The organism is Aeromonas ichthyocola (assembly GCF_046087985.1).
GTDB classification, from domain to species: domain Bacteria; phylum Pseudomonadota; class Gammaproteobacteria; order Enterobacterales; family Aeromonadaceae; genus Aeromonas; species Aeromonas rivipollensis.
Genome location: NZ_JBJSWH010000003.1, coordinates 24,920 through 48,426, shown reverse-complemented (window position 1 = coordinate 48,426; position 23,507 = coordinate 24,920). Strand labels below are relative to the sequence as shown.

Annotated in this window: 17 protein-coding genes and 4 pseudogenes; 12 read left to right on the top strand and 9 right to left on the bottom strand. The window is 61.4% G+C overall.

Translation table 11 applies throughout. The features are described 5' to 3' along the window. Window positions 1-2 precede the first annotated feature (2 nt). From ACF2JD_RS08960 to ACF2JD_RS08925, 6 genes and pseudogenes are all read left to right on the top strand, one after another. A pseudogene (locus ACF2JD_RS08960) lies at window positions 3-414 on the top strand (MerR family transcriptional regulator). A 36-nt stretch (window positions 415-450) separates the two neighbouring features. Beyond that, window positions 451-1,204: pseudogene (locus ACF2JD_RS08955) on the top strand (substrate-binding periplasmic protein). Between the two features lie 86 nt (window positions 1,205-1,290). Continuing rightward, window positions 1,291-1,422: a hypothetical protein gene (locus tag ACF2JD_RS08950; protein ID WP_440987232.1), complete on the top strand. Its 132-nt coding sequence runs from the start codon at window positions 1,291-1,293 to the stop codon at window positions 1,420-1,422. Between the two features lie 230 nt (window positions 1,423-1,652). Further along, a complete protein-coding gene (locus ACF2JD_RS08945; protein ID WP_440987231.1) occupies window positions 1,653-1,844 on the top strand; it encodes a hypothetical protein in 192 nt (63 codons plus the stop codon). A gap of 891 nt (window positions 1,845-2,735) precedes the next feature. Further along, a complete protein-coding gene (locus ACF2JD_RS08930; protein ID WP_440987230.1) occupies window positions 2,736-4,229 on the top strand; it encodes a DUF748 domain-containing protein in 1,494 nt (497 codons plus the stop codon). 839 nt (window positions 4,230-5,068) lie between these two features. Further along, complete coding sequence (locus ACF2JD_RS08925; RefSeq protein ID WP_005315399.1) at window positions 5,069-5,665, top strand: acetate uptake transporter; 597 nt, start codon at window positions 5,069-5,071, stop codon at window positions 5,663-5,665. A gap of 78 nt (window positions 5,666-5,743) precedes the next feature. On the opposite strand, the gene ACF2JD_RS08920 is transcribed toward ACF2JD_RS08925, so the two are convergent. The 3 genes and pseudogenes from ACF2JD_RS08920 to ACF2JD_RS08910 form a co-directional block, all read right to left on the bottom strand. Continuing rightward, complete coding sequence (locus ACF2JD_RS08920) at window positions 5,744-6,553, bottom strand: M90 family metallopeptidase (RefSeq protein WP_163136873.1); 810 nt, start codon at window positions 6,551-6,553, stop codon at window positions 5,744-5,746. Further along, window positions 6,535-6,904 (bottom strand): annotated as a pseudogene (locus ACF2JD_RS08915) (GNAT family N-acetyltransferase); the annotation flags it as partial. The gene ACF2JD_RS08920 and the pseudogene ACF2JD_RS08915, both read right to left, overlap by 19 nt. 77 nt (window positions 6,905-6,981) lie before the next feature. Then, complete coding sequence (locus ACF2JD_RS08910; RefSeq protein WP_440987229.1) at window positions 6,982-7,182, bottom strand: hypothetical protein; 201 nt, start codon at window positions 7,180-7,182, stop codon at window positions 6,982-6,984. A 159-nt stretch (window positions 7,183-7,341) separates the two neighbouring features. On the opposite strand from ACF2JD_RS08910, the gene ACF2JD_RS08905 reads away from it, so the two are divergent. Then, window positions 7,342-8,838 (top strand): alanine/glycine:cation symporter family protein, encoded by a 1,497-nt coding sequence (locus tag ACF2JD_RS08905; protein ID WP_163136877.1) that lies wholly within the window; start codon window positions 7,342-7,344, stop codon window positions 8,836-8,838. Window positions 8,839-8,911: 73 nt separating this feature from the next. Here the strand turns inward: ACF2JD_RS08905 and ACF2JD_RS08900 are convergent, their stop codons facing one another. Beyond that, on the bottom strand, window positions 8,912-9,718 hold the full coding sequence (locus tag ACF2JD_RS08900; RefSeq protein WP_393935637.1) for a crotonase/enoyl-CoA hydratase family protein: 807 nt from the start codon (window positions 9,716-9,718) through the stop codon (window positions 8,912-8,914). 158 nt (window positions 9,719-9,876) lie between these two features. Here ACF2JD_RS08900 and ACF2JD_RS08895 point away from each other — a divergent pair, with 158 nt between their 5' ends. From ACF2JD_RS08895 to ACF2JD_RS08875, 5 genes are all read left to right on the top strand, one after another. Then, window positions 9,877-11,664 carry a putative nucleotidyltransferase substrate binding domain-containing protein gene (locus tag ACF2JD_RS08895; protein WP_440987228.1) on the top strand — a complete coding sequence of 596 codons (1,788 nt, stop codon included), beginning with the start codon at window positions 9,877-9,879 and terminating at the stop codon, window positions 11,662-11,664. Window positions 11,665-11,666: 2 nt separating this feature from the next. Next, complete coding sequence (locus tag ACF2JD_RS08890; protein ID WP_429089695.1) at window positions 11,667-12,293, top strand: 3'-5' exonuclease; 627 nt, start codon at window positions 11,667-11,669, stop codon at window positions 12,291-12,293. A 106-nt stretch (window positions 12,294-12,399) separates the two neighbouring features. After that, window positions 12,400-12,711, top strand: coding sequence for a DUF485 domain-containing protein (locus tag ACF2JD_RS08885; RefSeq protein ID WP_106886928.1), 312 nt, complete (start codon window positions 12,400-12,402; stop codon window positions 12,709-12,711). Next, the gene (locus ACF2JD_RS08880) at window positions 12,708-14,363 is read left to right on the top strand and encodes a cation acetate symporter (RefSeq protein WP_106886929.1); all 1,656 of its coding nucleotides are present in this window, start codon (window positions 12,708-12,710) and stop codon (window positions 14,361-14,363) included. The genes ACF2JD_RS08885 and ACF2JD_RS08880 overlap by 4 nt, the downstream gene beginning before the upstream one ends. 211 nt (window positions 14,364-14,574) lie before the next feature. Further along, window positions 14,575-16,167 carry an ABC-F family ATPase gene (locus tag ACF2JD_RS08875; RefSeq protein WP_106886930.1) on the top strand — a complete coding sequence of 531 codons (1,593 nt, stop codon included), beginning with the start codon at window positions 14,575-14,577 and terminating at the stop codon, window positions 16,165-16,167. Between the two features lie 259 nt (window positions 16,168-16,426). Here ACF2JD_RS08875 and ppiD read toward each other — a convergent pair. The 5 genes and pseudogenes from ppiD to clpP all read right to left on the bottom strand — a co-directional run bounded on the left by ppiD (window position 16,427) and on the right by clpP (window position 23,467). Next, window positions 16,427-18,341, bottom strand: a pseudogene (gene ppiD, locus ACF2JD_RS08870) (peptidylprolyl isomerase). 149 nt (window positions 18,342-18,490) lie between these two features. Next, the gene (hupB, locus tag ACF2JD_RS08865; RefSeq protein ID WP_005315375.1) at window positions 18,491-18,763 is read right to left on the bottom strand and encodes a nucleoid-associated protein HU-beta; all 273 of its coding nucleotides are present in this window, start codon (window positions 18,761-18,763) and stop codon (window positions 18,491-18,493) included. 240 nt (window positions 18,764-19,003) lie between these two features. Continuing rightward, window positions 19,004-21,358, bottom strand: a complete 2,355-nt coding sequence (gene lon, locus ACF2JD_RS08860) for an endopeptidase La (protein ID WP_043130769.1) — start codon at window positions 21,356-21,358, stop codon at window positions 19,004-19,006. A 140-nt stretch (window positions 21,359-21,498) separates the two neighbouring features. Continuing rightward, entirely contained in the window at window positions 21,499-22,773 is a 1,275-nt protein-coding gene (gene clpX, locus ACF2JD_RS08855) for an ATP-dependent protease ATP-binding subunit ClpX (protein ID WP_005324108.1), read from the bottom strand. A gap of 70 nt (window positions 22,774-22,843) precedes the next feature. After that, window positions 22,844-23,467: an ATP-dependent Clp endopeptidase proteolytic subunit ClpP gene (clpP, locus tag ACF2JD_RS08850; protein WP_005324106.1), complete on the bottom strand. Its 624-nt coding sequence runs from the start codon at window positions 23,465-23,467 to the stop codon at window positions 22,844-22,846. Between the last annotated feature and the right edge of the window lie 40 nt (window positions 23,468-23,507).

The following is a 23,507-nucleotide window of genomic DNA, read 5'->3' as shown; positions in this document are numbered from 1 at the left end:
CCATGTCCCGTTCCCTGCCCGGCAAGGAAGGAGCACCTACAGCATCTCCGAGCTGGCCCACGAGTTCGATGTCACGCCGCGCACCATCCGCTACTACGAGGACGAGGGGCTGATCACCCCGGCCCGGGAGGGGCAGACCCGCATCTACAGCCACAAGGACAGGATCCGCCTGAAATTGACCCTGCGTGGCAAGCGGCTCGGCTTCAGCCTGGCGGAGATCCGCGAGCTGTTCGACATGTATGACACCGACCGCTCGAGCCGGATCCAGCTCCACTCCATGATCCAGCTGATCGAGGCAAAACGCACTCCCTGCGCCAGCAGCTGGAGGATATCCAGATGGTGATGGCCGAGCTGGAGGCCGCCGAACAGCGCTGTGTTAATTCCCTTAACAGCTTGAAAAGCAGCGCAGATTAACCGAATCTGGGATCATGCTATTGCCCTGGGGATCCCATGAAATATTGGTGCTGGTTGTTGCTGCTGTTCAGCCTGTCTGGCATGGAGCCATCCCCTCATCAAGGTTGGTGGCTACCCCTATGCCCCCTTCGTGGTCAAACTCGACAGCACACTATGAAGGGCTGACCCTGGATCTCATCGACCAGCTCAACGACATCCAGCAAGAGGTGAGTTTCGTGTTTGTCCCCACCTCGGCCGCCAACCGCTACAAGGCGCTGATATGGGCCGTTTCTCGCTGATGCTGTTTGAAGACAGCCGCTGGGGCTGGAACACCGATAAATACAAGATGACAGCCCCCTTTGCGGTGGTGGCGAGGTTACGTCGCCCTCAAGGCGGGCCGGGATCAACGCTTTTTCGACAACCCCCAGCATCATCTTATCGGGGTGACCGGCTATCACTACGGCATCGGTCAGTTCAATGCCGATCCCGAGCTACCTGCAGCAGCAAGCTCAATATCACCCTGGTCAAGGACAACATCAGCGCCCTGCAAGCCCTGCTCAAAGGGCGTGGCGAGGTGGCCATTCTCAACGTCTCCTACCTTAACCAGTATCTGCTGGCCCATCCCGACACAGCCGACCAGCTGCTGATCTCGCAAAAATGGGATCAACAGTATCAACACCGCGCCATCCTTCACCCTGCGGCCCCCATTACCCCTGCCCAGCTGGAACAGTGGCTGGCAGCGCTGCAACAAAAGGGTGAACTGGATCGCCTTTGGACAAAGTACGGCGTACAACAGCACGCAACCCCATGATTACTATCCAGCTTTTCTGTACCATGGCGGGAACCAAATGGGAGTGCACCAAATGAACACCACCGAGCCCGCGTCCCCAGCTCTGCTTGCTACGCTACCTTGCCTACGCTTTCCTGCTGCTTCTTATCCTGCGTCACCATCTGCTGCTGTGGCAAGCCCCCAACCTCATCCAGCGCCACCTGCCGGGCTGGCTGGCCAGCACTACGGCCTGCAGCTGACCCTGGGGGAGATTGACGTAGGCTGCGCAACCCTCCCTCACTCTCGGCCCACCGCCCTGCTCGATGCCAGCAGCAGCCCATCATCCGTTTTGAGCAGCTCTTTATCACCCCCAGACCTGCAAGCCAGCTGGCAGCAGAAAGGCCCTGGTGCTGGAGGTCACCCTGACCAAACCCGTGGTGCTGCTGCGCGGCTGGCAGGACAACAGGGGATGTTCGTTTCAATCTGACCGATGCGCTGGCCACCTTGCTCTCGCCAGTGCAAGCCCTCCCCCGACCGAGACAGCCAGCGCCCGCTGGTGGTAAGCATCGCCAGCATCGCGGTCACTGACGGCCATGTGCGCTATCAGGATCAGCGCAAGCAGAGCGAACCCGGCTGGTTGCCGCCCCTCAATCTGGAGAAAGTGACCCTGCAAGCTCGATAACCTGCGCGCCGAGGCAAACTACAACCCCTATCGGCTGAGCGCCGCCCTCAACGGCAAAAGCAGCCTCGCCGCCCACGGCAAGTTCGACATGATGAGCGGCATGGGTCAGGGCAAGCGAGCCTCAAGCAGGTCGAGCTGAAACCCTTCGCCCCGCTCTGGGCACCCTACGTCAAGCTGGACTGGCCAAGGGCCACGCCAATGCAGAGCTGGAGTACCAGCTCCGAGGGCAAGCAAGGGGCTGCAGTGGCAATTGTCCAAAGGCAAGCTGACCCTGGACAACTGGCAGCTTAAAAAACAAAGGGCGACGAATTTGCCCGCTTCAACCAGCTGGCCCTGACCGCGAGCTGGCGGTCGATGGCAACAAGCAGTCCCTGCAGATTGGCAAGGTGACCCTGCAGCAGCCCCTGCTCAAGGCCACCCTCAACCCACAGCAGGAGCTGGATCTGGCTGACTTGCTGATTGAACAGGCCCCCGCCAAACCCGTCAAAGCCGCTAAAACGAGGTGGCCAACAATGCGGCGCAAACCGGCACAACAAGCAAAGACAGCCGGTAACGGCAGACGGCGCCAGACAAACCCTGGCAGTGGCAGATCAAGCAGATCGCCATCGACAAGGGCGATCTCACCTTCACCGAATCGAGCAGCGGCAAACCGCTGGCACGCCAGCTCTCCGGCCTCAAGCTGGCGCTGGGGCCACTGGGCAGCAAGGGGAGCAACCTAGCAAACTGACTCTGGCCACCCACTTCAACCAGAGCAGCCCCCTCGCCTTTGATGGCCAACTGACCCTGACCCTTTCACCTTAAGCGGCGACATCAACCAGCAGGGGCTGCCCCTGACGCTGGCACAGCCCTATCTGGCAGATCTGCTGCGCATCAGCGTGCGCGACGGGCTGCTTGCCAGCCGCACCAAACTGGCCCTCGCCACCACCGCCCAAGGGGCCCTCAGCAAGCTGGACCCTGCAAGGGGGGCTCGATATCAACGGGCTCAAAGTGCTCGATCGGGCCGACAACCAGCGACTGCTGCAGATCAGACACCTGCAGCTCACCGGCCTGCACTATGACGGCATCAGCCAGCAGATGCGGATAAGGACATTGCTGAGCAAACCCTTCGCCCGCATCGAGATCAACGAAACTGGGGTCACCAACGTGCAACAGTTGCTGCTGCCGCAACCGGCCAGCAACAGCACCCAAGCGGCTGCAAGCAGCGCCCGCACCGCACATCGTTTCACCATCGACCAGGTGCGCACCACCCAGGGCAACCTGCGATTTGCCGATCGCAGCCTGAGCCCGGAATTCGTGGTGGACATCGCCTCCCTCGCGGGCCAGAGCCGCCACATCACCAATGTCCCGGGGCAGCGCTCCGAGCTCGACTTCAACGGCAAGGTGGACAGATATGCCCCCGTCACCATAAGGGGCGGCGCCAACCTGCTGATCGCCGATCCCGTGCTCGACGTCGCCGTGGCCTTCAACAATCTGGAGCTCACCACCTTCACCCCCTACTCCAGCACTTATGCCGGCTACGCCATCGACAAGGGGCAGCTCTCCATGAAGCTCAACTACAAGCTGCAGGGCAACCGGCTGGAGGGGGACAACGACATCACCATCAAGAAGCTGCAGCTCGGCGAAAAGGTGAAGAGCGAGCAGGCCAAGGATCTGCCTCTGGGCCTTGCCATCGCCCTGCTGAGCGACGCCAGCGGTGTCATCAAGATGAACCTCAAGGTGAAGGGCAACCTGGATCAGCCGGATTTCAGCCTGGGCAACATCTTCTGGGACGTGCTCGGCAACACCCTCGGCAAGGCCATCACCTCCCCCTTCTCCCTGCTGGCCTCCCTGACCGGCGGCACCAAGGATCTCGATGAGCTCCCCTTCCTGCCAGGCGATCCCGCCCTTACCCCGACCCAGCAGAGCAAGCTGACCACCCTGGCCCAGGCGCTGAAAGACAGACCCAGGCTCAGCATGAACATCCGCGGCAAGGTCAACTTCAACCAGGAGCGCCCCCTATTGCAGCGCCAGAAACTGGAGCGGGTGCTGGCCAAGATCACCGGCAGCCCGGTGGATCTCGCCCTGCTGGAGCAGGACCCCGCCCTGCAGAGTGCCCTGGCCGAGGCCTATGAGGCCAAGTTCAGCGAAAACCTCGGCACCCTGGCCGATCGCCTGACGCTCCCGGCTCAGAGCCCGGCTCTGCGCGCCCAGGCGGTGATCCTGTTGCGGGATCAGCAGCTGATCACCGCCAAGTCCCTGCGCAACCTCGCCATGCGCCGGGCCCAGAACACCAAGGAGTATCTGGTGGATACCCAGGGCATCACGCCGGATCGCCTGTTCGTGCTCGACAGCCAGGTCAAGGAGACCGACAAGGAAGCCAAGGTGGTCCTCACCCTGGATAATTGAGCCGCTGTGATGGCCCCGCTAAGGGGGATCTTCCCCCTTCTGGTTCCCCTTCTCTGATCGCCGCTTAGCGCGCTTTCTTGCTAGCCCCACGCCCTTGGCCTTGCGACATTCCTCCCCAGTGAAGAGGCTGACAAGCCGGCACCTGCCCACCCCACGGGAGGGTTGAAAATCTGGCGCACCCACACAAGCCTCCTTCTGGCGGTGGGCAGACCGCCTCTGTGTGCCCGCGCCCTTCCCTCAAGCTGATGGGCGTGAAATACGCGGACCTTCCTTCCCCCGCGACTCGTGAGAGAGAATCATCGGCTGCGCTGCCCGGCTCCTTGTGTCTGGGGCAGGCAGCGCCACACTCTCCTCTATCCAGCCTCTGCCCACCCCCAAGTACGCCCCTGCCTGGCGTAGGGACCAGTAACCCCCCACCGGCCTCAACCCTGCCCCAGGGACGCACTTACTGCGAGACAGGGAATTGGCAGCACCATGCAGCGGAAGGCTCGGGGTCATCAAAGGGGGTTGAACAACTCTTGTCTGATGGCATATGAGATGAATTTTCCACCCGGGCGTCACTTGCTCAAGGGCGAGGCGGTACCCACAACCCGGTCATAGCGGCAGAGGCGTATTTTGTTGCCCGCTTTCATTTCGGGAGCCCTGCATACAAAAAAGCAACATTGAAAACGTTATCCATTCACCTGTCGTCTACCTGAATGGCACGAATGGTTGGTCACTTAAAATTTCGTGTCATTTTTTTACCATTTAGCCCCCTCACCCCCTTGCTCGGGACCAAGAGCCTGCCTAAAATCGCGCGTCTTTTATCAACCCCCACCTCTATTTTTGGAGAACGCCACGTGAGCGAAAAATTGGCCAACCCTGCCCCTCTGGGTCTGATGGGTTTCGGTATGACCACCATTCTGCTGAACATCCATAACGCAGGTTTCTTCCCCATCAGCGCCATGATCCTGGCCATGGGCCTGTGCTATGGCGGTCTGGCCCAGATCATCGCCGGTATCATGGAGTTCAAGCGTGGCAACACCTTCGGTGTCACCGCCTTCATCTCCTACGGCACCTTCTGGTGGAGCCTGGTGTTCCTGCTGGTGATGCCGACCATGGGTCTGGCCGAAGCCACTCCCCACGCCTACATGGGCTGGTACCTGCTGATGTGGGGCATGTTCACCCTCTTCATGCTGGTTGGCACCGTCAACTTCCCGCGCGTGAAGCAGTTCGTGTTCGCCTCCCTGACAGTGCTCTTCTTCCTGCTGGCCGCCCGTGATTTCACCGGCAGCACCCTGATCGGCACCATCGCCGGTTTCGAAGGCATCATCTGTGGTGCCAGCGCCATCTACCTGGCCATGGCCACAGTGATCAACGAGCAGTTCGGCCGCACTGTGCTGCCGATTGGCGATCACAAGAAAGCCGCCGCAGTCCAGCTCAAGGCTGCCGCATAATCTGCCGCGTCCTGGCGCTCGCGCCCATGCAAAAGGCACCTTCGGGTGCCTTTTGTTTTTCTGTCGCCGCAATGCCGGTCAGCTGTGCTGCTCGGCATCCCCCGCCAGCAATCGGGTGGCCGGGAAGCGGGCGGCAGGCTGCTGACCATAGAAGCGGGCGAGCTGCTCGTAGACGGCGGGATAGACGGCCCGCAGGCGCAGGGGCTCGGTGAAGAAGCTCTCGCTGCACACCGCGAAAAACTCGGCGGGGTGGGTGGCGGCATAGGGGTCTATCTGCGTCACCTCTCCCCTGGCCAGTTCTGCATTCATCTCATCGAACGCGCTCTGCAGCGCCTGGGTCCATTGCCGCTGATCCATGCCGCTCGGGAGCGGCGGCCCCCCGTCGGCATCCCCCCCCAGCATGTCGAGCTTGTGCGCCAGCTCGTGGATCACCAGGTTGAAGCCATCCCAGTCCCCATCCTGCTGCAACTCGCTCCAGGCCAGCACCAGGGGCCCCTGAGGCCAGGATTCGCCGGCGTTCTCCTCCTCCCACTCGCTCACCAGCCCGAACTCGTCCTGCACCTCCTGGCGGCGGGTAACGGGCTCGGGGATGATGATCACCTCGTGAAAGCCGCGATACCACTCCAGCCCCAGATGCAAGATGGGCAGCACCGCCTGCAGGGCCAGCACTCCCTGCTGACGGGGGCTGAGCTCGACCCCGAGCTGGGTCAGCGTCTTGCGGGAGAGGAAGTGGCGGGCCAGTTCAATCAACTGCTGCTCTTCATCCTGGGAGAAGCCCTGCAAGATGGGCACGGCCGCCAGGGCCTGCTGCCACTCCAGCGCCTGCGGGGCATGACGCTCCCCGGGAGAGGCAAGACCGAATACCGCTTTCAACCTGGACCAGAACACACAGACTCCTTCTTTTGATGCCACATCAAGTTACAGCATTTCACGAACCGTTTCGGCCGCTCCCATACCCTGCGCCAGATAGAAGCGATGGGCCCCCCTCGCGCTTGAGGCTGCTGGAGAGCTCCAGCTGACTGCAACCTGCGGCCCGCGCCATCGCCTTCGGCCTTCCGCCAGCAGCAGGCACGCCAACTGCCGCGTCCCCTTGCACCCTTCATCGACAACCAGCGCCGAGATCAGGCCCCAGCTGGTGCAACATGCAGCGGTGCAGCCAGTGCCACACCAGCACCCCGACCACTTGTCCCCCAGGCAGGCCACCAGCACCTCGCTGGCGGGATCCGGCTCGGCCAGCCGTCAGATCCACAGCGCCTGTCGGGCTGACCGATAACATTGCGAACAGGTGGGCGATGGCGCTCGCTGCCACATCGACCTCAGGGGACGTATTCCCTCAACGTCTCAGGAGGTTTTTCATTGTTGGCCTCATGTTTGGCTTCAAAATGCTTTACGCCCGTCACAAGGTCTGGCTGTTTCAGGAGAAAATAACGCCATTTCACCATAGAAAACGCTGCCTGCCATGGATCCCGTGCCACCACATCAAGTTCACAAATTAGCAACACTAACGTAAATTTCACTGGGAAGCACCGAAACAAGTCGATATGTTACAACGCCATGCATGGCCAATGCCGCTTAACCCCTCAACCTCGCGCTCATTTGTTAACTGGATTGTTAACAAAAGGGCGAGTGGGCGAGAGCCCATCTGCCAAGACAGCGCAACAAAGGAGTTGTTGTACATGAATGAGATCGTCAATGCCATCAATGGCGTGATTTGGAGCCCAGCGCTCATCTATCTGTGTCTGGGGGTGGGCCTCTACTTCTCCCTGCGCAGCCGTTTCCTGCAACTGCGCCACATGAAAGAGATGGTGCGCCTGATGTTCCAGGGCAAGGGCAACGATGCCGGTGTCTCCTCCTTCCAGGCACTCTCCATGACCCTGGCCGGTCGGGTCGGTACCGGCAACATCGCCGGCGTCGCCACCGCCATCACCTTCGGGGGCCCGGGCGCCCTGTTCTGGATGTGGATGGTCGCCTTCCTCGGCGCCAGCTCCGCCTTCGTGGAATCCACCCTGGGTCAGGTCTACAAGGAGAAGATCAACGGTGAATACCGCGGCGGCCCGGCCTTCTACATCGAGAAAGGGCTCGGCATGAAGTGGTACGCCTGGACCTTCGCCATCGCCACCATCTTCGCCTGCGGCGTCTTGCTGCCTGGGGTGCAAGCGAACTCCATCGGCTCCAGCCTGCAGACCGCCTTTGACATCGATCCGAACGTCACCGCCGCCGGTCTGGCGCTGCTGCTCGGCTTCATCATCTTCGGCGGCGTCAAGCGCATCGCCAACTTCGCCAGTACAGTGGTGCCCTTCATGGCGCTGGGCTACATCATAGTCGCCTGCGTCATCATCGCCCTCAACATCGGCCAGCTGCCAGGCGTCATCCTGCTGATCTGGAAGAGCGCCTTCGGGATGGAAGCCGGTTTCGGTGCCATTCTGGGTCTGGCCATCATGTGGGGCGTCAAACGTGGGGTCTACTCCAACGAAGCGGCTCAGGGCACAGGCCCGCACGCCTCCTCCGCCGCCGCCGTGAGCCACCCGGCCAAGCAGGGCCTGGTGCAGGCGTTCTCCGTCTACATCGACACCCTGTTCGTCTGCTCCGCCACCGGCTTTATGCTGCTGATCACCGGCCTGTACAACGTACAGGGACCGGACGGCGCCGCCATCTACACCGGCATCGCCGGCATCGCGGCCGGTCCAGGCTATGTGCAGACCGCCATGGAGAGCATGATGCCCGGCTTTGGCAACTACTTCGTCGCCATCGCCCTGTTCTTCTTCGCGTTCACCACCATAGTGGCCTACTACTACATCGCCGAAACCAACATCGCCTTTATCAACCGCAAGATTAACCGTCCCTGGCTCACCTTCCTGCTGAAGATTGCGCTGATGGCTGCCACCGTCTATGGCACAGTCAAGACCGCCGATCTGGCCTGGGGTCTGGGTGACATCGGGGTCGGCCTGATGGCCTGGCTCAACATCGGCGCCATACTGATGCTGCAAAAGCCCGCCTTCGCCTGCCTGAAGGATTACGAGGCACAGCTGGCACAGGGGGTTGATCCCGTGTTCCACCCGGAGAAACTCGGCATCAAGAACGCGGATTACTGGATTGACAACCGCGCCGAGGTCAACCTGATGCGCGAGCAAACCGGCCACCCCTTCGAGGCGGACCCGGATACCGTCAAATAATCAGACGGCACAATGCAAAATGGCAGCTTAGGCTGCCATTTTTATTTGTGCTCTCTTGAGAGTGAGCGCCGGTTCAGAGCGCGTTGCGGCGGGGTCCGAACGGCAGGCGCCAGCGAAACAGGCTGTTGAGGGTCGCCCGCCACTGATTGGGGCGCCCCAGGATCTGCTTTTGCAACCGGGTCTCCTCTTTTAACATCACCTCATCGCTGCGGGCCCAGGCCTGATGGTAGAGCTGTTTGATCCCCGCCAGCGCATCCGGCGACTTGGTGATCAGGGTCCTGGCGAACTCCCGCGCCGCGTCGAGGGGATCCTCGCAGACCCGGCTCACCAGCCCGAGCGCCCGCGCCTCATGGGCATCCAGCTCGCGGCCGCTCATGGCCAGCTCCATGGCCACGTCCACCCCCATCAGATTGCGCAGGGTGACGCTGCCACTCATGTCGGGGATGATGCCCCACTTGATCTCCATCACCGAGAAGCGACAATCCGGGGTGCTGAAACGAAAATCGGCCCCGAGCGCTATCTGCAGGCCGCCGCCGAAACAGACCCCCTGGGTCACGGCGATCACCGGCACCGGCAACTGGTGCCAGCCATAGGCGACCCGCTGGGCCAGGTTGGTCGCCTCATCCGCCTCGCGTCTCAATATTTCCAGAGCCGCCACCGGCTGCCTCAGCATGGATTTCACATCCAGCCCGGCGCAGAACGCCCGCCCCTCGCCGTGCAGGATCACAGCCCGCAACCCCTTGTGGCGCGCAAGCTGGTTCAGCGTCTCGTCGATGGCGCCGAACATGGCCCTGTCCAGCGCATTGAGCTTGTCCCCCCGGGTCAGCATCACCTCTGCGATGCCGTCCCGGATCTCGCACCTGATCCTTGGCTTGTCCATTTCTTTCCTCTTCCTTGTGCCGACACTGGTCATACCACAACGTTACCAGAGTGTTATCGGCAGGTACAGGGAGGCCAGCCCGGCTCTGCGACTAAAGTCGGCTGGCCCCGCTCCCCCCTTTGCCAGACTGGCCCCATGCCCTCAGGCCGAGAATTGTCATGTCACTTCTGTTCGATTTTGCCCGCCCGCCCTTTGACTGCCTGGGCGAGGCTGCCCGTGAACGGCTCGGCCAACGCCTCAGCATCTGCTACTTTCGCGCCGGCCAGACGGTGCAACAGCCGGGGGATGAGCCCGCCGGCCTCTACCTCGTCATCAAGGGCGCGGTGGAAGAGTCGGGGCCCCATCAGCCCTTCGGCGACTATGGCGTGGGAGACATGTTCGACGTCCGCGCCCAGTTCGACGGCCGCTGCCGCCATCGTTTCAGCGCCCTGGAGGACACTCTCTGCCAGCTGATCCCCCGCGACACCTTCCTGGGGCTGTGCGATGCGCACCCCGCCTTCGCACACTATTTCACCGCCACCCTGGCCGAGCGTCAGCGAGAGCAGGAGCGCCGCGGCCAGCTCGGGCAACAGAACCTGGCGGAATTCATCCTGACCCGCATCGACCCAGGCCACCTGCAGCCCCCCCTGCAGCTGGACAGCAAGACCAGTCTGCTGGCCGCCAGCGAAGCCATGGCCAGCCGGGGCACAGATTGTCTGCTCTATCCCGCCGCTGACGGCAGCCTGAGCCTCGCCACCCGCAAGACCCTGCTCCATGCCCTGACCCTCAAGGGTCTGCCCCTGACGGCGCCGCTGGCGGTGCTGACCCCGGCGCCGCTGATCGGCCTGGCGCAAGGCAGCTATCTGTTCGACGCCCTGCTGCTGATGACCCGCCACCGCATCAAGCGGCTGGTCATCTGGCAGGGGCAGGAGGTGGCGGGGATACTGCACCTGACTCAGGTGCTGGGACTCTTCTCCGCCCACTCCCATGTGCTGACCCTGCGCATCGCCCGGGCAGACAGCCAGGCGGCCCTGGAGGCGGTGGCCAGGGAGCAGCAGCAACTCATTCGTTCCCTGTTTGCCCAGGGGATACATACTCTGTTTCTGATGAAGCTCATTGCCACCATCAACGAGCAGTTGATCGCCAAGGCCTTCGCTCTGGTGATCCCCCCCGAGGTGCAGGAGCAGGTGTGCCTGCTGATGCTGGGCTCGGAGGGGCGCGGCGAGCAGATCCAGAAGACCGATCAGGACAACGCCCTGATCCTGCCGGATGACCTGCATTGGCCCGATCAGCAGGCCGATCTGGCCGCCTTCAGCGCCCTGCTCGCGCGGCTCGGCTATCCCCCCTGCCCGGGGAAGGTGATGGTCAGCAATCCGGAGTGGGTCAAGGGCGCCCGGCAGTGGCGGGATGAGATAGAGCAGGCGTGCGTGCGCGCCAGCGAGGCCGACCTGCTGTGGCTCGCCACCCTGGCCGATGCCCAGGCCATCATGGGGGATCGCCCCCTGCTCGCCCCCCTCGCCCGCCACCTGAGAGAGCGCCTGGCCGACAGGCCGGATCTGCTGGCGGAGATGGCCCGGGCGGCGGTTGCCTTCCACACCCCCCTCACCCTCTTTGGCCGGCTGGAGCAGGCCCCCGAGGGGCTGGATCTCAAGCGTGGCGGCCTCTTCCCCCTGGTGCACGGCCTGCGCGTGCTGGCCCTGGAGGCAGGAGTGCTGGAGACCTCGACCCTGGGGCGGATCGACGCCCTGGTGGCCGCGGGGCGCCTCAGCCCCGACTATGGCGCCAACCTGGCGGAAGCCTTCCGGCTCTTCATCCGCTTGCGGCTGCGCAGCCAGCTCAAGGATGGCGACAGCCGGGTACAGGTCGCCGAACTCGCTCACGGGGAGCGGGATCTGCTGCGCCATGCCCTGCATCAGGTGAAGAAGTTCCAGCAGTGGCTCACCTTGCACTTTCGTCTTAGGCAATAGGCATGTGGCACCACTGGCGACGTCGTTGGCTGGGTCGGGGCTTTTGGGACGGGGAGTTTGCCCCGCTCTTTGCAACGCCCCCAAAGGAGGAGTGGGTGGCGCTCGATTTCGAGACCACCAGCCTGGATCCCGCCAAGGCGGACATCGTCTCCATCGGGGCTGTGCGCATCCAGGGCAACCGGGTGTTGACCGGCGAGGCCCTCACCATCAGGGTGCAGCCACCGGCCAGTCTGAGTGCGCAGTCCGTGGTGATCCACGGCCTGCGCCATCAGGATCTGCAACAGGGCATGACGCTGGAGGCCGCGCTGCGCCTGCTGCTGGCCTTCATCGGACCCCGTGAACTGGTGGGCTACCACATCGCCTATGACCTGCGGATCCTCAATCTGGCCTGCCAGAAACTGTGGGGGCTGCGCCTGCCCCAGCGTGGCATAGAGGTGAGCCGCCTCTATCACGACCACCTCTATCGGCGCTATCCCGACGCCGTCATCGACCTGCATCTGGCCGCCATCTGCCAGCACCTGGGGTTGCCGCCCCTGCCCCTTCATGACGCCCTGAGTGACGCCACCGCCGCCGCCCTCATCTTTCTGCGCCTGCATCAGGGCGGCCCCCTGGCTTATCCCAAAGTCTAATTGCCCAAAAATAACATTTGCTTCACATTTTGATTACATGAGCAGCCCCCTGCTCGGTAGGGACACCCTTCAATCACAGCTGACACAACCGTCACGGAGAACTGCAATGGAACAGCAACGTTATCTGAGGATCCAGCAAGATCCCAATTTCAAGGAGCTGGTCAGCAAACGCCAGCGTTTCGCCTGGACCCTCTCCATCCTGATGCTGGGGCTCTACCTGGCGTTTATCCTGCTCATCGCCTTCGCCCCGGGCTGGCTCGGCACCCCGCTCAGCGAAGGCTCCAGCATCACCCGCGGCATCCCGGTTGGCGTGGGCCTCATCGTCTCCTCCTTCGTGCTGACCGGCATCTATGTGTTCCGGGCCAACGGCGAATTTGACGAGCTGAACCAGAAGATTCTCAAGGGAGTGCAATCATGAAAGGCAAGTCTCTGCTGCTGCTCACCGGCCTGGTCTCCACTCCCTTGCTGGCGGCCGATGCGCTGACCGGCGAGGTGCAACGCCAACCCCTCAACATCTCGGCCATAGTGATGTTCGTGGCCTTCGTGGCCGCCACCCTCTTCATCACCTACTGGGCCTCCAAGCGCAACCGCTCGGCCTCCGACTACTATGCGGCCGGCGGTCGCATCACCGGCTTCCAGAACGGTCTGGCCATCGCCGGTGACTACATGTCCGCCGCCTCCTTCCTCGGCATCTCCGCCCTGGTCTACACCTCGGGCTATGACGGCCTCATCTACTCCATCGGCTTCCTGGTGGGCTGGCCCATCATACTGTTCCTGATCGCAGAGCGGCTGCGCAACCTCGGCAAGTACACCTTCGCCGACGTCGCCTCCTACCGCCTCAAACAGACCTCGGTACGCAGCCTCTCCGCCAGCGGCTCCCTGGTGGTGGTAGCCCTCTACCTCATCGCCCAGATGGTGGGTGCCGGCAAGCTCATCGAGCTGCTGTTCGGCCTGCAATACCATGTGGCCGTGGTGCTGGTCGGCATACTGATGGTGCTCTACGTGCTGTTCGGCGGCATGCTGGCCACCACCTGGGTCCAGATCATCAAGGCGGTCATGCTGCTCTCCGGCGCCTCCTTCATGGCCATCATGGTGATGAAGTCCGTCAACTTCGACATCGGTGCCCTGTTCAGTGAAGCGGTCAAGGTCCATGCCAATGGCGCCGCCATCATGAGCCCGGGTGGCCTGGTGGCCGATCCCATCTCCGCCATCTCCTTAGGGCTGGCCCTGATGTTCGGCACCGCCGGTCTGCCCCACATACTGATGCGTTTCTTCACCGTGAGCGACGCCAAGGAAGCCCGTAAGTCAGTGTTCTATGCCACCGGCTTCATCGGCTACTTCTACATCCTGACCTTCATCATCGGCTTCGGTGCCATCCTGCTGGTCAGCACCAACCCGGACTTCAAGGATGCCACCGGCGCCCTGCTGGGGGGCACCAACATGGCCGCCGTCCATCTGGCCGACGCCGTGGGTGGCAGCCTGTTCCTCGGCTTCATCTCCGCCGTGGCCTTCGCCACCATACTCGCCGTGGTTGCCGGGCTGACCCTGGCGGGCGCCTCTGCGGTCTCCCACGACCTCTATGCCTGCGTCATCAAGGAAGGCAAGGCCAACGAAGCCGACGAGCTGCGCGTCTCCAAGATGACGACTCTGGTGCTGGGTGTGGTCGCCATCGGTCTGGGCATACTGTTCGAGAAGCAGAACATCGCCTTCATGGTGGGCCTGGCCTTCTCCATCGCGGCCAGCTGCAACTTCCCGGTGCTCTTCCTCTCCATGTTCTGGTCCCGCCTCACCACCCGCGGCGCCGTCTATGGTGGCTGGCTGGGCCTCATCAGCGCAGTGACCCTGATGATCCTGGGCCCGACCGTGTGGGTGAAGGTGCTGGGCCATGCCCAGGCTATCTTCCCCTACGAGTACCCGGCGCTCTTCTCCATGGGGTTGGCCTTCGTCGGGATCTGGTTCTTCTCGGTCACCGACAAGTCCCAGAACGCCAGCGAGGAACACCAGAAGTTCTTCCCGCAATTCGTCCGCTCCCAGACCGGGCTCGGTGCCTCCGGCGCCTCCGCCCACTAAGGTTGTCTGACCGCCCCAAAGCCGGCCCTGTGCCGGCTTTTCTTATTCCGGGCCTCACCTTCGCCTCCCCTTTCCCGCCCTCCCGGCAAGTGGCGGCTTTCTCGCCAACTGGCCCCCGGTGCAATGGGCCCCGATCACAGTTCTTGCTAAAACTTTCGGGGGATCTGTGCCATAATGCGCGCCATTTGACAGACAACCTGGGACATCTCCTTTGTTAAGCAGCAACAACATCACCATGCAGTTCGGCGCCAAGCCGCTGTTTGAGAACATCAGCGTCAAGTTTGGCGGCGGCAACCGCTACGGCCTCATAGGCGCAAACGGCTGTGGCAAGTCCACCTTCATGAAGATCCTCGGCGGCGATCTGGAGCCCACTGGCGGTAATGTGAGCCTGGACGTCAACGAGCGCATCGGTAAGTTGCGCCAGGATCAGTTCGCCTACGAAGAGATGCGCGTGCTGGACGTGGTCATGATGGGCCATAGCGAGCTGTGGGCCGCCATCGCCGAGCGCGATGCCATCTATGCCAACCTCGAAGCGACCGACGACGACTACATGAAGGCCGCCGAGCTGGAAGGCCTGGTCGCCGAGTATGACGGTTACACCGCCGAGGCCCGTGCCGGCGAGCTGCTGCTGGGTGCCGGCATCCCCATCGAGCTGCACAACGGCCCCATGAGCGAAGTGGCTCCGGGCTGGAAACTGCGGGTGCTGCTGGCACAGGCGCTGTTCTCCAACCCCGACATCCTGCTGCTGGACGAACCGACCAACAACCTGGACATCAACACCATTCGCTGGCTGGAGCAGGTGCTCAACGATCGTGAAAGCACTATGATCATCATCTCTCACGACCGTCACTTCCTGAACTCCGTCTGCACCCACATGGCGGATCTGGACTACGGCGAGCTGCGCGTCTACCCGGGCAACTACGACGAGTACATGACGGCGGCCACCCAGGCCCGCGAGCGTCTGATCTCCGACAACGCCAAGAAGAAGGCCCAGATTGCCGACCTGCAATCCTTCGTCTCCCGATTCAGTGCCAACGCCTCCAAGTCGAGCCAGGCCACCTCCCGCCTCAAGCAGATCGACAAGATCAAGATCGAGGAAGTGAAGGTCTCCAGCCGTCAGAACCCCTTCATCCGCTTCGAGCAGGACAAGAAGCTGTACCGCAACATCCTAGAAGTGGAAGGGGTGTCCAAGGGTTATGGTGAGGCGCCGCTGTTCAAGGGCCTCAGCATGATGCTGGAAGTGGGCGAGAAGGTCGCCATCCTGGGTACCAACGGCATAGGTAAATCCACCCTGATCAAGACCCTCATGGGCGAGCTGGCACCGGACAGCGGCACCATCAAGTGGTCCGAGAACGCCCAGATCGGCTACTACGCCCAGGATCACGCCGACGATTTCGACACCGATCTCAACGTGTTCGACTGGATGGCCCAGTGGAAACAGGCCAACGAAGACGAGCAGGCGGTACGCTCTGTGCTGGGTCGTCTGCTGTTCACCCAGGACGACATCAAGAAGCCGGTCAAGGTGCTCTCCGGTGGCGAACAGGGTCGCATGCTGTTCGGCAAGCTGATGATGCAGCGTCCCAACATCCTGATCATGGATGAGCCGACCAACCACCTGGACATGGAATCCATCGAATCCTTGAACCTGGCGTTGGAGATGTACCAAGGCACCCTGATCTTCGTCTCTCACGACCGTGAGTTCGTGTCGTCCCTGGCGACCCGCATTATGGAACTGACCGAGAACGGTATCCGCGACTTCGGCGGCACCTACGAGGATTACCTGCGCAGTCAGGGCGTGGTGTAACCCCCCGGGTCTTCCATCATGAAACCGGCGCCAGTGGCGCCGGTTTTTTTATGCCTCTCAGCCCCCTCTGCGAGCGGCTCCCACTGCGAGAGAAGGGCTGAGGATGGGGGCCGCTGTTATGCCCTATCCGGCTTATCCCCTGCCAGGATCAGGGTGCATGTCCCCTTCCCCAGCCCGCCCGCGCTTGCCGAGCAGCGCCTCGCAGATAAAAAAAACGGCCCCATCACGGGGCCGTTTTCAATGGGTTGCGAGTGGTCGATTACTCGACGGTCGCTTCCACGTCGGTGAAGTACTCGATCTTGGCAGCTTTGCGCAGCTCGTCGATCAGAGACTTGTAGCTCACCTGGGCCTTGCCCTGACCCAGCTGGCCTTGCAGCAGCTTGGCCATGCCGGGACGGCTCCTTGGCACAGTTGACCTTGTCCAGCGGCCACCACCACGCGGTCGCCATTGGCTTCGGTCACCAGCTCGACGCTCGGCTTGCCGTCCTCGGATGAGGCATGCGGAACGCCTGAGCAACCAGGTTCTGATCCAGATCCTGAGCGAAGCGGGCTACCCCGTCATGATTCTCCACCTTCAGACCCAGCGCGGTCAGCTCGGCCTGGATATTCTCGCCAGCCTTCAGCTTGTCCAGCAGACCCTGCGCCTTGCCACGAGCCACTTCACTGGCCTTGTCGTGCTTGATGGCCGCAATCACCTGGTCTTTCACCTCCGCCAGCGGCTTGGCCGCCTTGGGCTGGTGACCCATGATGTGCAGCACCAGCGCCTTGCCATCGGCGAGCTCGATCACGTCGGAGTTGGTGTTGTCATCGCGCAGCTGCTCGGAGAAGGCGGCGGAGAGCACCTTGGGATCGTTCAGCGGTGCCTGGGCATCGGCCTGGCTGAAGTAATCAGTCGAGACCACCTTCATACCCATGGTTTCGGCGGTCAAGTCCAGCGAATCCGGGTTCTCGAAGCTGCTGTCGGCCATCTTCTGCTGCTCGGCGAAGAACAGCTCCTTGGCCTTGTCCGCTTGCAGACGGGTGATGGTTTCGCTTATCACATCCACGAACGGCTTGGTCTTGGCAGGCTCGACGGCCAGCAGCTTGATGATGTGGAAACCGAACGGGCTCTTCACCACAGCGGAGAGATCCCCCGCCTTGGCCAGCGCAAAGGCAGCCTGCTCGAAGGCTGGATCCATCACCCCTTTCTCGAACCAGTCCAGTTCGCCGCCCTTCTTGGCAGAGAAGGTATCGCTGGAGTTGGCTTTGGCCAGGGTAGCGAAATCTTCACCGCCCTTGACCTTGGCCAGCAGCTCGTCGGCCTGCTTCTGGGCCGCCTTCTCATCCTTGCCGAAGGGGATCAGGATGTGTGCCACCTGGCGACGCTCGGCACGCTGGAACAGGTCCTGGTGCTGATCGTAGTAATCCTGGGCATCCTGCTCGGTCACCTTGATGTTCTTGCCAAGGTTGGCGGCATCGAGCAACAGGTAGTCGACCTTGACCTTCTCGTCGTTCATGAAGCGGCCGCTATTGGCCTTGTAGAACTGATCCACCTCGGCGTCGCTCACCTCGACCTCACCCATGTAGGCGGAGGCAGCCAGGCGCACCAGACGCAGGTCCCGGGTCTGGTTATAGAGCTTGTCGAGCTGCTCGGCCTCGCCCTTGAGGGCGAACTCGGAGCCCAGCAGGGCGCCCATCAGTTGCTGGCGCACCATGTCCTGGCGCAGGGAATCGCGGAACATCTCGGGGGTCATGCCGGCGCGACGGATCAGCTGCAGGTAACGATCGTTGTTGAACTTGCCGTCCTCGGCAAACTCCGGCATCTCCACGATGGCCTGCTTGATCTGCTCGTCACTGACCCGCAGGCCGAGCTGACGGGCCTTGTCATCGATCAGCGCCTGATCGATCAGCCTGTCCAGCACGCCGCGGCGGAACTGTTTCATGTAGTCGGGGTTGGCGGCCAGCTGGTTGAAGGCCTCACCCATTTGGGATTCCATGCGGGCCCGCTCGTTGCGATAGGCATTCTCCAGTGCGGGGGCACTGATGTCATTGCCGTTGACGGTAGCGGGGGCGGTACGTGCCGGGCCATTGAGGTAGCTGCCTACACCGGCCAAGGCAAAGGAGAGGATGATCAGGCCCAAGATAACCTTGGCTACCTTGCCCTGCGCCCCTTCGCGTAGTTTATCCAACATCATGTTTGTACTTATGCTCCCGAACTCGATGGGCATGAATAATGAAAAGGCGCACCGAATGCGATGCGCCTTGGTCAATCAGTATGAGGGAGAGCCCTCTCACTTGTCTGGTCAGCGACCAAGGTCGGAGCCGATGAGAATCAGCGCCCGGCTTAGTTGACCGCGTCTTTCAGGGCCTTGCCGGCTTTGAAGGCAGGAACTTTACCGGCAGCGATTTCGATGGTCGCACCAGTTTGCGGGTTACGGCCAGAACGAGCGGCACGCTCGCGCACGGCGAAAGTCCCGAAGCCAACCAGAGCAACCTGGTCACCCTCTTTCAGGGCTTCACCCACGGCGTCAATGAAAGCATCCAGCGCACGGCCAGCGGCAGCTTTGGAGATATCAGCACCGTCTGCAATCTTGTCAATCAGTTGAGATTTATTCACTCTTATATTCCCCTTTTATCGAACATCGCTGCGGCACTGATTTCCCTGGCCACAACAAGTGGAGGTTTTATAACAAGCCTCCTGATCAGTTGCAAGTGACAATCTGGCGCAAACCCGCGCCACATCACGCATTGCGACTCATCATGAGTACCCGATCGGTGGTCAAGGCTACTTCCGTTATCCGGCGCATGCAAGCCTTAACCACCCCCCGAATGCGCCAAATTTGCGGCGCATCAACATTTACACGACAGAAACGCGTTCGAAACCCTGCGGATTGTCCTGCAACGCCAGTGCAAGCACCTCATCAATCCAGCGAACCGGATAAATTTCAAGGTCTTGTTTGACATTGTCCGGGATCTCCTCGAGATCTCGCTCGTTCTCTTTCGGGATGAGCACCCGCTTGATGCCGCCACGGTGAGCCGCCAGCAGTTTTTCCTTGAGACCCCCGATGGGCAGCACTTCGCCGCGCAGGGTAATCTCCCCCGTCATGGCCACATCGGCACGCACCGGGTTGCCGGTGAGGCTGGAGACCAGGGCGGTACACATGGCGATACCGGCGCTCGGGCCGTCTTTCGGGGTCGCCCCTTCCGGCACGTGCACGTGGATGTCGCGCTTCTCGTAGAAGTCGGCGTTGATGCGCAGCTTCTCGGCACGGGCCCGCACCACCGTCATGGCGGCCTGGATGGACTCCTGCATCACATCACCGAGTGAACCGGTATAAGTGAGCTTGCCTTTGCCCGGCACGTTGGTGGTCTCGATGGTGAGCAGATCGCCCCCCACTTCGGTCCACGCCAAGCCGCACACCTGGCCTACCTGGTTCTGATCGGTGGCCTTGCCGTAATCGAAACGCTGTACCCCGAGGAACTCCTTGAGGTTCTCCTGATTGACCTGAACATGCTTGATGCTCTTGTCCAGCAGGATGCGTTTGACCGCCTTGCGACAGATCTTGGAGATCTCGCGCTCCAGGCTACGCACCCCCGCCTCGCGGGTGTAGTAGCGGATAACGCCGACCAGAGCAGAATCCTCGATGGTGATCTCGGACTCTTTCAGACCGTTGCGCTGGATCTGCTTGGCCAGCAGATGCTGCTTGGCGATGTTGAGCTTCTCGTCCTCGGTGTAACCGGACAGACGGATCACTTCCATCCGGTCCAGCAAGGGACCCGGGATGTTCATGGAGTTGGAGGTGGCCACGAACATCACGTCCGACAGGTCATAATCCACTTCCAGATAGTGATCGTTGAAGCTGCTGTTCTGTTCGGGATCCAGCACCTCCAGCAGGGCAGACGCGGGATCGCCGCGCATGTCCGAGCTCATCTTGTCGATTTCGTCGAGCAGGAACAGCGGGTTCTTCACGCCGACTTTTGCCATCTTCTGGATGAGCTTGCCGGGCATGGAGCCGATATAGGTGCGGCGGTGACCGCGGATCTCAGCTTCGTCACGCACGCCACCCAGCGCCATGCGCACGTACTTGCGACCGGTCGCCTTGGCAATGGACTGACCCAGCGAGGTCTTGCCCACACCGGGAGGCCCGACCAGACAGAGGATGGGGCCCTTGAGCTTGTTCACCCGTGCCTGTACCGCCAGGTACTCGAGGATGCGATCCTTGACCTTGTCCAGGCCATAGTGATCTGAATCCAGCACCTCTTGTGCCTTGGCGAGATCTTTCTTGACCTTGGAGCGGGCCTTCCACGGCACCTGCACCATCCAGTCCACATAGCTGCGCACCACTGTGGCTTCGGCGGACATGGGGGACATCATCTTCAGCTTGGCAAGCTCGGCCAGGGCCTTCTCACGGGCATCGTCCGGCATCCCCGCCTCGTCAATCTTGCGATTGAGGGCTTCGAATTCGTCCGGGCTGTCTTCCAGCTCACCCAGCTCTTTCTGGATGGCCTTCATCTGCTCGTTGAGGTAGTACTCCCGCTGGCTCTTCTCCATCTGCTTCTTGACCCGGGAGCGGATGCGCTTCTCGACCTGCAAGAGGTCGATCTCCGACTCCATCATGGCCATCAGAAACTCGATGCGCTCGGACACAGAGGCGATTTCCAGCACCTTCTGCTTGTCTTCGAGCTTGAGCGGCATGTGGGCAGCCATGGTGTCAGCCAGGCGCGCCGCATCGTCGATCGCCGAGATCGAGGTCAGCACCTCGGGCGGGATCTTCTTGTTGAGCTTGATGTAGCCTTCAAACTGGCCGATGGCGGAGCGCACCAGCACATCCTGATCCTTTTCCTCGATGGGGGCAGACGCTATGTACTGCGCCTCACCGACGAAGAAGTCCTTGTCATCGATCATCCGCTCAAGACGGGCACGCTGGCCCCCTTCCACCAGCACCTTGACGGTGCCGTCAGGCAGCTTGAGCATCTGCAAAATGTTGGCTACTGTCCCGACGGAGAAGATCTCCTCCACCGTCGGCTCGTCAGTTGACGCATCCTTCTGGGCCACCAGCAGGACTTTCTTGTCCTGCTCCATGGCCGCTTCCAGACAGCGAATGGATTTTTCCCGCCCCACAAAGAGTGGAATGACCATGTGGGGGTAAACCACCACGTCACGAAGAGGCAGGACGGGAATCTCGATGCGTTCTGAACGCTCTAGGTTCATATATGTCCTCTCGGCTTGTTATACCGTTGGCAAAGCGCTTGGCTGAGTATATGGGGGCGCAAAGATGAGATTCAATCGCCTTGGCCGTAAAAAGCATGAAAGGGGCAAAATGCCCCTTTATGTGATTAAAAATCAGTCAGTTACTCTGACGCAGCGGCCTGTGTCTCGGGATTGTCGTAGATCATCAGGGGCGCGGAGTCCCCCTTGATCACCGTCTCGTCGATCACCACCTTGCTGACCCCTTCCAGGGAGGGCAGGTCATACATGGTGTCGAGCAACACGGCTTCGACTATGGATCTCAGACCACGGGCACCTGTCTTGCGCTCCATCGCCTTGCGCGCAATGGCGTTCAGGGCGTCGTCGCGGAACTCCAGCTCCACCTCTTCCAGGGCAAACAACGCAGCGTACTGCTTGGTCAGCGCGTTCTTCGGCTCTTTCAGGATCTGGATGAGGGCCGCTTCGTCCAGCTCGGTGAGGGTTGCCACTACCGGCAGACGACCGATGAACTCGGGGATGAGACCATATTTGATCAGATCTTCCGGCTCCACCTTGGCAAAGTTCTCGCTCAAGGTCGCCTTGGCATTCTTGGATTTGACGTCAGCGCCAAAGCCTATGCCGGTCCCCTTGACGGAACGCTGCTCGATCACCTTGTCCAGGCCGGCGAAGGCGCCGCCACAGATGAAGAGGATCTTGGAAGTATCAACCTGCAGGAACTCCTGCTGCGGATGCTTGCGGCCCCCTTGCGGCGGCACTGAGGCGATGGTGCCCTCGATCAGCTTCAGCAGTGCCTGCTGCACCCCTTCCCCGGAGACATCGCGGGTGATGGAGGGGTTGTCCGACTTGCGAGAGATCTTGTCGATCTCGTCGATGTAGACGATGCCGCGCTGGGCCTTCTCCACGTCGTAGTCGCACTTTTGCAGCAACTTCTGGATGATGTTCTCCACGTCCTCGCCCACATAACCGGCTTCGGTCAGGGTGGTGGCATCGGCCATGGTGAAGGGCACATCCAGCAGACGGGCGAGCGTCTCGGCCAGCAGGGTCTTGCCGCTGCCGGTCGGGCCAATCAGCAGGATGTTGGACTTGCCAAGCTCCACACCACCGGACTCGCTGCCGCTGCGCAGACGCTTGTAGTGGTTGTAGACGGCAACTGCCAGCACCTTCTTGGCGTACTCCTGCCCGATCACGTAGTCGTCCAGATGGGCGCGGATTTCATGAGGGGTCGGCAGCTCGCTACCATCGCGCTTGGGAGAGATCTCGCGGATCTCCTCGCGGATGATGTCGTTGCACAGCTCGACACACTCATCACATACGTAGACGGAAGGGCCAGCGATCAGCTTACGCACTTCATGCTGGCTTTTGCCGCAGAAAGAGCAATAAAGCAGCTTGTCGCCCTCACCCTTGCGTTTCTCTGTCATTCAGCGACCTCGTTTTATCAATAGAGGATGGATCGTCCTGTTGAGTTTACAACAGGACGGGATACCCTGCTCAGCCGCGCTGGCTCAGGATGCCGTCAACCAGACCATAGGCCACGGCCTGCTCGGCCGACATGAAGTTGTCACGGTCGGTGTCGCGTTCGATGGTGGCCATGTCCTGTCCGGTATGGAAAGCCAGACGATCGTTCAGGGTATTCTTGATTTTCAGGATCTCCTGGGCATGGATCTGGATGTCAGATGCCTGGCCCTGGAAGCCGCCCAGCGGCTGGTGGATCATCACGCGAGCGTTAGGCAGGCAGAAACGCTTGCCCTTGGCACCGCCGGCCAGCAGGAAGGCGCCCATGGAGCAGGCCTGCCCCATGCAGACGGTGCTGACGTCCGGCTTGATGAACTGCATGGTGTCATAGATGGACATCCCCGCAGTGACGGCACCACCCGGCGAGTTGATGTAGATGCTGATGTCCTGATCCGGGTTCTCGGACTCCAGGAACAGCAGCTGAGCCACCACCAGATTCGCCATGTGATCTTCAACCTGACCGGTCAGGAAGATCACCCGCTCTTTGAGCAGACGGGAATAGATGTCGTAGGAACGCTCCCCTTTCGCCGTCTGCTCGACCACCATAGGGATGAGCGCATTGCGTGGGGATTCAGTCACATCGTTATAGTTCTTGTACATAAGGCATTGTCCCTAAAATAAAATGGCCCGAGTGGAGATC